3 protein-coding genes and 6 tRNA genes are annotated in these 9,137 nt (G+C 54.4%); 8 read left to right on the plus strand and 1 reads right to left on the minus strand.

The genetic code is table 11. The features are described from left to right. Positions 1–284 precede the first annotated feature (284 nt). The gene (gene lptF, locus DES29_RS11830; RefSeq protein WP_021994896.1) at positions 285–1,424 is read left to right on the plus strand and encodes an LPS export ABC transporter permease LptF; all 1,140 of its coding nucleotides are present in this window, start codon (positions 285–287) and stop codon (positions 1,422–1,424) included. Beyond that, positions 1,421–2,554, plus strand: coding sequence for an LPS export ABC transporter permease LptG (lptG, locus tag DES29_RS11835; RefSeq protein WP_005431028.1), 1,134 nt, complete (start codon positions 1,421–1,423; stop codon positions 2,552–2,554). Before lptF ends, lptG begins: the two co-directional genes overlap by 4 nt. A gap of 70 nt (positions 2,555–2,624) precedes the next feature. Here the strand turns inward: lptG and uvrA are convergent, their stop codons facing one another. After that, positions 2,625–8,354: an excinuclease ABC subunit UvrA gene (gene uvrA, locus DES29_RS11840; RefSeq protein WP_113854935.1), complete on the minus strand. Its 5,730-nt coding sequence runs from the start codon at positions 8,352–8,354 to the stop codon at positions 2,625–2,627. Between the two features lie 178 nt (positions 8,355–8,532). On the opposite strand from uvrA, the gene DES29_RS11845 reads away from it, so the two are divergent. From DES29_RS11845 to DES29_RS11870, 6 genes are all read left to right on the plus strand, one after another. Continuing rightward, positions 8,533–8,608: transfer RNA gene (locus DES29_RS11845), tRNA-Ala, on the plus strand. Positions 8,609–8,618: 10 nt separating this feature from the next. After that, positions 8,619–8,694 (plus strand) — tRNA-Glu (locus DES29_RS11850). An 80-nt stretch (positions 8,695–8,774) separates the two neighbouring features. After that, positions 8,775–8,850: transfer RNA gene (locus DES29_RS11855), tRNA-Ala, on the plus strand. 8 nt (positions 8,851–8,858) lie between these two features. Next, positions 8,859–8,934 (plus strand) — tRNA-Glu (locus tag DES29_RS11860). 40 nt (positions 8,935–8,974) lie between these two features. After that, positions 8,975–9,050, plus strand: a tRNA-Ala gene (locus DES29_RS11865). 10 nt (positions 9,051–9,060) lie between these two features. Next, positions 9,061–9,136: transfer RNA gene (locus DES29_RS11870), tRNA-Glu, on the plus strand. Position 9,137: the final 1 nt, after the last annotated feature.

Raw genomic sequence — 9,137 nt, forward strand, 5'->3', positions numbered from 1 at the left:
ATTCCGAACAGGACAGTGAAACGCCTCTGCGCCGATGATAGTTGGTTGTATTTCCAGTGAAAGTAGGTCATCGCCAGGCTCCCTATACGAACCCCTGCAGATTTCGGTCTGCAGGGGTTTTCGCTATGGATTTAAGAAACGCATTGTCAAGAGGGTACTGTCAGACTTTCGTTCTGCAGGGAAGCCCTATACAATCAATATCTTTGCTTGAATCGGCGTTCACACCTTGATTGTCGGATGCTGGATTCATGTATTTATAGTGCGCTGATGGTGAAGTAGACGAGATGATTTTCAAGCGCTCCTTGATTGCTGAATTAGCCAACCTCGCCGGTGCCGTATTCACGGTGCTCTTCACGATCGTGCTTGCTGTCGCCATGGTTAGATTTCTCAATATGGCCGCTGGCGGCTCTATTGAGCATGGAACGGTTGTGCAGCTAGTGCTTTACAACGCATTAGTGAATTTGCCTCCGCTGCTTGCAGCTTCGCTCTTCATTGCGACACTGATGACTCTGATGCGTTCTTGGCAAGACAATGAAATGGTCGTCTGGTTTTCGTCCGGTGGCCGTTCTATTCTGTCTTGGATCGAACCGACAGTTAAGTTTGCGCTTCCGATCGTTGTTGTTATTGCACTGCTCTCGATTGTTATTTCGCCTTGGGCTCGGGCTGAAACCGATCGGCTGCGCAACAGCGTATCTGCACGTGAAGATGTGAATGCTATTGCGCCTGGACGCTTTATTGAAGCCATGGGCGGCAAACGCGTCTTCTTCGTAGAGTCCGCCGAGGAAGGCGGAAATCAAGTCCGAAATGTCTTTATGGCTGAAGGCGATTGGGGGAAAGAATCCGTCGTTACTGCCGAAAAAGGCACTATTGAGGTGAATGCGGAGGGGGATCGCTACGTCGTTCTTGGCAATGGTCGTCGTTATGAGGCCCAAACTGACTCTGGCAAAACACGAATTGTTGAGTTTGGCAGTTACGGTGTACGTCTGGATATTCGCATTGATCGTGCATTTGCCTCTACCAAAACCAGTTCCATGCCGATTGCGCTTTTAATCGCATCTCCGACACCAGACCATCAAGCAGAACTGCTTTGGCGTTTCTCATGGCCCGTAGCCGCACTTTTGCTTGCACTTCTCGCTATTCCGCTTTCTTGTACTTCACCGCGGGCAGGACGCAGTCTGAATCTGTTGATGGCTGCGCTAGTTTTTATTCTCTATTTGAATGCACTTTCTATTGTCGAAACAAAGATTGAGCAGCAGGCGCTGACTTTCTGGAGCGGTTATACAGTACTGAACGGAAGTCTCTTGATTTTGACGGTCGTTCTTTTTATACGCCGTACTTGGATGACTCGTTGGCTGCCGAGCTGGTGCTCTGCTTGGCGGCTTAGAGAAATGCTGGCTCACCGCTCCAAGGGAGGTGAAGCATGAGCGTCATTTCTCGGCAGTTTGCCAAAGACATCTTGCTTTCAACGATCTTTGTACTGATTGTACTTATTGCACTTTTTGCGTTTTTCGATCTGATTGGGCAATTGGATGATTTGGGCGCGGACTACACCATTGGCAGAGCCTTTTTGACGACTTCACTGACGCTGCCGTCGCGTGCTTATGAAGTGATGCCGCTCGCAGTTTTGCTTGCATCGGTTTATACGATGTCAAAGTGGGCATCCACTTCAGAATTCACTGTTCTTCGCGCATCCGGATGCTCTCCGTGGCGCCTTGCACGGTCCTTGCTTATTCCGGGGGTTATTTGCGTGCTGGCGACATACGGATTAGGCGAGATCGTAGCCCCTGCAGCTCAGCGTTTTGCTCAAGAAGTGCGTTCGGGAACCAATGCATCATTGTCGATCCGCGGATTTGCATCTGGTGCTTGGGTACGAGACGTTATTAATTCGCCCGAGGACGGTCGGGTTGAACGCTATATCAACGTACGCAACCTCTCAGCCTCTGATCGGCAGCTGACGGGGGCCTGGCGTATGTTTGAATTCAATCGTGACGATGGCCGGCTGCTCCGCTTGGTTCGTGCCGAAAGCGGTCGTTGGACGGGTACGGGCTGGGAGCTTACCAACGCAGTGATCATTCACTACCCTGCGGTGACGGCAACGAAGGATGCGCCTCAGCAGGGAAGTGTGACGACAGAACACGTCGACGCGCTGAAGCTGACATCTACCGTTAATCCCGATATTCTCAGCGTGATGACGACAAAGCCTGATCGCATGTCAATGGATGAACTTAACCGCTTTATTGAGCATCTTGATCAGGTGCATCAGGACACTGAGCACTATGTTTCCGTTTTCTGGTCTAAAGCCTTTTATCCATTCATCTGTCTCGTGATGCTCGCGGTGGCTATGCCGTTTGCTTATATGAACGCGCGTTCGGGTGGTATGGCCGTAAAGATCTTCTGCGGCGTACTTGTAGGTATTGCGTTTTACGCGCTCAACAACATTTTCCTGTACCTGAGTGTTCTATCCAGCATGCCGCCTGCGCTGATGGCAGCTCTGCCTTCTATATTGATGTGTTTTGCCGCAGCGCTTTCACTTTGGTGGCTTGAGCGCCGCTGATTCAGAAGCTTTTGTGAACCGCCTATTGCCATCTGGGCAATAGGCGGTTCGTCTGCCAGCGCCTGACAGGCTATGCCGATTTGACTGGCTTATGCTCGGCAAGGAAAGCCTTTAGAACAATGCCGGTAGCGGTGTTTTTTCGGGCAATCATTTTCGGCGATCCTTGAGCAACCACCTTACCGCCTTTGGCGCCGCCTTCAGGGCCCAGGTCGATGATCCAGTCGGCGTCAGCCGCTATGTCGAGATTGTGTTCGATGACGACAACAGTACTGCCGGCATCTACAAGTCGTGAAAGTACTTTGGAGAGCCGATCCACATCAGTCATATGCAGTCCGACCGTGGGCTCATCAAGGACATAGAGCGTGTGCGGCGCACGTGCAGCAAACGATCCGTCTGTACGAACTTTGGCTAGTTCAGTGACGAGCTTGAGTCGCTGAGCTTCACCGCCAGAAAGGGTGGGCGAAGGCTGCCCTAGGGTTAGATAACCCAGTCCAACGTCCTGCATTAACTTGAGCGGATAGGCAATTGACGGCATTGAAGCAAAAAAATCTACAGCTTCGTCAATTTCCATTTCCAATACGTCTCCGATGGATTTGCCGCGCCACAGCACTTCCAGCGTTTCCGGATTGAATCGCTTCCCTGCACAGGCTTCACAAAGTACTTTGACGTCAGGGAGAAAGTTCATCTCCACGGTTCTCAGTCCCTGTCCGGCGCAAACAGGACACGCGCCGACAGCCTTGTTGAAGCTGAAGCGTGAGGCATCGTAACCTCGAGCCTGAGCTTCATTGGTGGCAGCATACAGATCGCGAATTGCCGTCATGATGCCGACATAAGTAGCAGGGCAGGAGCGAGAGTTTTTTCCGATTGGCGTTTGGTCAACCTCTAATACGCGACCGACATTTTCGAATCCAGTCAGCTGATCGGTGCCCACCAACGGAGCCTGGGCATCTTTAAGGCGGCGGCTTAGATTCGCGAAAAGGACTTCACGGCAGAAGGTAGATTTTCCTGAGCCGGATACTCCGGTAACTACCGTGAAGCGCTGCAGCGGCACGGTGATTTCATCAATTTGCAGATTACGAGCTTGGATACCGCGGAAGACGAGCGTTTTCAATTCTGGATCGTTTAACTTCACGCGTCTTTGGGGAGTGCCGGTATGGGGCAACGGATGTGCCAGCATTCGCCCGGTGGGTGAATCGGGGTTGGCTTCGAGGTCTTCAACCGTGCCTTGGCCCATCAGACGCCCGCCGCGAATGCCGGCACCAGGGCCAATGTCAATGATGTGATCTGCACGGCGGATGGTCTCTTCATCGTGTTCAACCACTAAAAGCGTGTTGCCTTTCTGGGTTAATCGTTCAATGGCAGAAAGGAGCATCGCGTTGTCGCGAGGATGCAGGCCAATCGTCGGTTCATCCAAGACATAGCAGACCCCGCGGAGATTCGTACCCAGCTGGCTGGCCAGGTGAATGCGCTGTGTTTCGCCGCCCGAAAGCGTGGGAGCGCTGCGGTCAAGCGTCAAATATTCGAGTCCGACTTCAGTCAAGAAATTGAGCCGGGAACGTATTTCAAGCAGTGCATCATTGGCAATGGTTCGGCTGCGATCGTCGAGCTCTAGATTCTCAAACCATGACGATGCTTCTTGAGCTGTCATGGCGCAGACCTCTGGAATGGTTTTGCCGGCCCAGCGGACATTCCTTGCGATGGGGTTGAGGCGCGTACCTCCGCAAGCGCGGCAGATGATTTCTGTCTCGTCAGCGGCGTGCATTTCGCTTCCCATTGCCTCTCCCTTGCGAATGGCCTTTCGAATGGCATCGGTGATGATGCCGTAACCGGAACACTTGGGACAGGCGCCCATTTCAGAGTTGTAGGAGAAGAGCCGAGGGTCGAGTTCGGGAAGACTGAGCCCGCATTTCGGACAAGCCCGATCGAGCGAATAGAAGGCAGTGTCCGCGGCAGGGATAGTGAGTGCGGGAGCGCCCGCAGGTGTTGGTGCGACCAGTTCTGCACGCACGACGCAAAGATGCGTTGCTCCGACAAGGTTAAGCGCTGTCTGGAGTGTTTCTTCAATGTCGGCGGCCGGGGCGGCTGCATCCACAAAGCCGGCAAGCGCTTCGATGGTGTGGAGGCTGTTGCGGGCGAGTTTCGGCAACTCGGGATCGAGTGTTAGAAATCGGCCGTCCGCGCGAACGGTCGTTACGCCCTTCTGGCGCAGTGTCAGAAGCTCTTTTTGGAAAATGCCCTTGCGGGACTCCACTATCGGCGTGAGGAGTGCAACTCGTCCCTCGCGGAACTGCGTTTTTAGTCGAGAAGCGATCAATCCGGGCGTCTGTGTCTCAACAGGAATACCGCAGTTTGGGCAATATTCGGTGCCCAGTTTGACATAGAGAAGCCGAAGAAAATGATAAATCTCCGTCATCGTAGCGACGGTAGAGCGCAGTCCTCCGCGTGTTGTGCGCTGTTCAATGGCTACAGTGGGCGGAATACCCCGAATGCTGGAAACATCGGGTTCTGGGGGCGGCTGCACCATGGAACGTGCGTAGGCATTCAAGCTTTCAAGATATCGGCGCTGGCCCTCCGCAAAAACGATATCGAAGGCGAGCGTCGATTTGCCCGATCCTGAAGGGCCTGTAATGACCGTAAAGACATCGCGAGGGATGTCTACGGAAAGATTCTTCAGATTGTGTTCTTTAGCGCCTTCAATAACGATGGCGCTGGCTTCTCTTGCCAGCGTATCGGCGTTCCGGGTCGGATTGAGCGGCGGCAAGTTGAAAAAATCTTCACGCGATTGATCGCCGTTTTGTGCTCTTCGCCAGGCAAACAAGGCCTTTCCTGTGAGAGTTCCCTGAGCGGTCATGTCGACGGGGGTTCCGGCAAAAATAAGGCTGCCCCCGGCTGCGCCGCCGTCGGGGCCGAGTTCAATTACCCAATCGGCTGCGCCGATCACGTCAAGATTGTGCTCGATCACAATAACGGTGGCACCTAAATGCGTCAGTCGGTCAAAGATGTCGACCAACTTCGCCGTATCGGCAAAATGCAGCCCCGTCGTCGGTTCATCAAAAACAAAAAGCGGTCCGTTCCATGCTGCATCTGAACGGCGATGTTTTTGCGGGATGCCTTCGGCAATACGCGCAGCAAGCTTGAGGCGTTGTCTTTCTCCGCCCGACAAGGTGGAGAGCGGCTGCCCGAGCTTGAGATATCCCAATCCAGTGAGTGACAGCAGCGACAGAGACTTAATAATGGCCGGATGATTGGCGAAGGCAGCGGCGGCTTCTTCAACCGTAAGATCCAGCACTTCGTCAATCGAACGCCGTACCCCGTCGTCAAGCTCCGGACGAACGGCAAGGATCCAGTCCTGCCAGCGACGGCCGCGGCAGACGGGGCAGGGAAGGTAAATGTCGGACAGGAACTGCATCTCAACGTGCTCCCATCCCGTTCCCGCACAGTGCGGGCATCGTCCTTTGCCGGAATTGAAGGAAAAATCCGCGGGTGAGGCTCCAGCCTCTGCGGCCTCTGAACTGGTGCCGAAAAATTCGCGTATCGATGTGAATACGCCTGTGTAGCTGGCTGGATTGCCGCGAGCTGTACGGCCGAGCGAGCTCTGGTCAACAAATTCCACGGAGGACGGCAGATCGCCGGAAAGAACGGCGGAAGAAATATCGCCCGCGTCTTCGCCGGCGCTGCTCGCGGCACTGTTGGCCGTTCCCAGCGTGCGAGCCATAAGGGGAACAAGCGTTTCGGCGATGAGCGATGACTTCCCAGATCCGGAGACGCCGGCGACAGCAATCAGCCGCCCAACAGGGAAGCGTACAGAGATGTCCTTCAAATTGTTGAGCTTGGCGTGGGCAATACAGAAAAAAGGCGTCTGATCGTCAATGGGAAGCGCTTTGCGGCTAATGCGTTTTTTCCCCGAAAGATAAGCGCCAGTTTCTGTAGCGGCGCAGAGTACGCCGCGGGTCGATCCCTCATAAATGATTTGACCGCCATTAGCTCCAGCCCCGGGACCTAAATCAATGAGTCGCTCGCCGGCAAGCATCACTTGAGGGTCGTGTTCAACCACTACGAGTGTATTGCCGGCCGATGTCAGGCGCCGCAAGATTGCGTTGACACGGTCCATATCTCGAGGGTGGAGACCAATACTGGGTTCATCGAGGATAAAGAGCGTGTTGACGAGATTGGTGCCCAGAGCCGTCGTAAGGTTTACGCGCTGTACTTCGCCGCCGGAAAGCGTACGCCCCTGCCGATTGAGCGTTAGATAACCCAGACCTACATCACAAAGGAACTGTGTTCGCGAGAGAGCTTCGCGCAGCACGAGATCTTCAGCCTCATCGTGCGGTCTGCCGGCAAGACGTTCCAAGAAATGTCTCAGCTCGCTGACAGGCAAAAGCATAAGCTCGTGGAAATTGAAACCCGGAAGGCGTTTGTAAGCAGCTGGGGAAAGCTGTTGGCCAGTCACGATGGGTTCCACGGAAGGCATGTCGCTGCCGAGGGCGGCGGCAGCATTCTGACGATCGTCAATCGTGCCTAATCGCCAGACCAATGCTTCTGGAAGTAGGCGTGCGCCGCCGCAGGCTTCACAGGTGTGGTAGCTGCGGTAACGGGCGAGCAGCACGCGAACATGCATTTTGTAGTTTTTGGTTTCTAACCATTCAAAAAAACGGCGAATACCGTACCACTGATGCTGCCAGTCCCCCGACCAGTGCGGGTCCCCTTCTTCAATGAAGCGGCGCGCATCTTCAGACAAATCTTCGTAGGCTTGAGTGAGCGGTATGTTGTTTAGCCGGCAGGCGTTGAGCATCTCTTCCTTGCATTCGCGGAAGGTCGGCGTGGAAAAAGGCTTGACGGCGTCTTCGAGTAAGCTCTTGGTACGGTCTGGGATGACGAGATTCAGGTCGGTGGTGATCACTCGGCCGAATCCGCGGCAAACGGGACAGGCCCCGACGGGGGAATTGAAACTGAAATCCGAAGGACGGGGAGCATGGAATTTTTCACCGCATTCCGGGCAGATGCGTCCGCGACGCCAGCGTCCAACAGGCGTCCAGATTCCTTCTTTTTCAACCCAAAAAATGACTTCGCCCGCTCCCTTCTCCAGAGCGGTTTCAAGCGCTTCCATGGCCCGCGCTCGTTCGACAGTGCTCGGGCGGAAGCGATCGGCGGCAACGGTAAGCGTTACCGCGTCCGGGGTTTCTTTTTGTGTGAGGATGCGTGTGAAACCCTGCGCAGAAAGGGCGGCGAGGGCTTCCTCGAGCGGCATGGAGTGCGGTACGCGGCGTTCAAAAGCTACCGCGGCTTTGGCTTCCAAAAGCCCCTCGGCGTTTATTCGGTTCCTAAAATCTTCCCAAATTTTCGCCGGTGTGAAATTCGCAACATGTGCACCGTCGTGAGGGCAATAAACCTCTGCCTTTTGGGCAAACAGAAGCTTCAAGCGATCATTGATCTCTGTCATCGTGCCAACGGTCGAGCGTGATGTGCGGATAACAGCGTTTTGATCAATAGCGATAGCGGGCGGGACACCATCTATGGCATCGACTTTCGGCCGGTCCATGCGGTCGAGGAATTGTCGGGCGTAGGGGCTGAAAGTTTCAACGTAGCGTCTTTGTCCTTCTGCATAAAGCGTGTCAAAGACAAGCGATGATTTCCCGGAGCCCGAGAGACCGGTGACTACCGTGAAGCTGCCGATAGGAATATCGAGATTGAGGTGCTTGAGGTTGTTTTGCGCGGCGCCGCGAATACGGATGGCCGGTGCGGCATCGGCTGCTGCTGCGGTTGTCGGCGGGACGGCTGGTTTTTGGGTCTGCTGCGGCATGATTCCTTCATCTGTCTGCGCATCAATATGCAGTGACAAGCGTAGCGAATCCGTCAGCTCTCTGTGCGAGAGGTCGTGGAGGGGCTGTTAATAGATGTATGAAACAAATTGTAAATTTATGCATTATTTTTCTTGCTAAAAATAGATTCCATCGGCATAATCTCTTTTCTCAATTCAGGGGGGATTAGCTCAGCTGGGAGAGCGCTTGCATGGCATGCAAGAGGTCAGCGGTTCGATCCCGCTATCCTCCACCAAGTTTCTAGGGTCCCTATCGTCTAGAGGCCTAGGACACGACCCTTTCACGGTCGGTACCGGGGTTCGAATCCCCGTGGGGACGCCACAGTTAAAGCCCGCTTTATGCGGGCTTGGCTATTTATGAAGGGGTTGGTTTTCCAACCCAATCGGAAAATTAGAATTCCCGGGGGATTAGCTCAGCTGGGAGAGCGCTTGCATGGCATGCAAGAGGTCAGCGGTTCGATCCCGCTATCCTCCACCAATTTCGAGGTCCCTATCGTCTAGAGGCCTAGGACACGACCCTTTCACGGTCGGTACCGGGGTTCGAATCCCCGTGGGGACGCCACAGTCTCGAAAGAATTCTGATATTATCCGAACCCTCTCTTGGGGGATTAGCTCAGCTGGGAGAGCGCTTGCATGGCATGCAAGAGGTCAGCGGTTCGATCCCGCTATCCTCCACCAAGTTTCTAGGGTCCCTATCGTCTAGAGGCCTAGGACACGACCCTTTCACGGTCGGTACCGGGGTTCGAATCCCCGTGGGGACGCCAA

This window comes from Sutterella wadsworthensis (assembly GCF_003315195.1).
In the GTDB taxonomy this organism is placed as follows: domain Bacteria; phylum Pseudomonadota; class Gammaproteobacteria; order Burkholderiales; family Burkholderiaceae_F; genus Sutterella; species Sutterella wadsworthensis.

Coding starts and splice junctions, on each gene's coding strand:
- lptF (WP_021994896.1), top strand. CDS start 285: ATGATTTTCAAGCGCTCCTTGATTGCTGAATTAGCCAACCTCGCCGGT.
- lptG (WP_005431028.1), top strand. CDS start 1,421: ATGAGCGTCATTTCTCGGCAGTTTGCCAAAGACATCTTGCTTTCAACG.
- uvrA (WP_113854935.1), bottom strand. CDS start 8,354: ATGCCGCAGCAGACCCAAAAACCAGCCGTCCCGCCGACAACCGCAGCA.